This is a genomic window from Mesorhizobium sp. M7A.F.Ca.US.006.04.2.1, from assembly GCF_004022915.1.
Taxonomy (GTDB): domain Bacteria; phylum Pseudomonadota; class Alphaproteobacteria; order Rhizobiales; family Rhizobiaceae; genus Mesorhizobium; species Mesorhizobium ciceri.
Genome location: NZ_RZQA01001585.1, coordinates 1 through 554, shown reverse-complemented (window position 1 = coordinate 554; position 554 = coordinate 1). Strand labels below are relative to the sequence as shown.

General features: G+C 64.4%; 2 protein-coding genes. Both read left to right on the top strand.

Features of this window, described 5'->3' with window-relative positions; translation table 11 throughout:
* Positions 1 to 295, top strand: a 295-nt coding sequence (locus EN925_RS38875; protein ID WP_164894839.1) for an amidohydrolase family protein, incomplete at its 5' end; no start/stop codon positions are given.
* Between the two features lie 60 nt (positions 296 to 355).
* On the top strand, positions 356 to 554 hold a 199-nt coding region (locus EN925_RS38870), incomplete at its 3' end, for a glycerol-3-phosphate acyltransferase (RefSeq protein WP_206633227.1).

The following is a 554-nucleotide window of genomic DNA, read 5'->3' as shown; positions in this document are numbered from 1 at the left end:
CGGGTTGGAGACGCTGCTGGGCGCGGCCTTGCGGCTCTACCACAATGGCGACGTGCCGTTGCTGAGGCTGATCGAGACCCTGTCCACGGCCCCGGCAAAACTGTTCGGACTGCCCGGTGGCACGCTGAAGCCCGGCGCTGTCGCCGATCTTGCGCTTGTCGACCTCGACGAACCCTGGATCGTCAGCGAAAGCGGCATTCGTTCGCGCTCAAAAAACACCTGTTTCGAAGGTGCGCGCCTGCAAGGCAAGGTCTTGCAAACTCTGGTTGCGGGCCGCACAGTGCTCTCCGTCTGAGCCGGACAACCCGCGCACCGCGCCTGATCCGGCCAAACTGGGGGAAATGCGGGGGAAACAATGACTTACAGCCTCATCCCATCGCTTGTGTTCGGCTATCTCCTGGGCTCGATTCCGTTCGGGCTTCTGCTCACCCGCGCGGCCGGCCTTGGCGATGTGCGCCAGATCGGCTCGGGCAACATCGGCGCCACCAATGTTCTGCGCACCGGCAACAAGGGCCTAGCCGCGGCGACGCTGTTGCTCGACGTGCTGAAGGGCC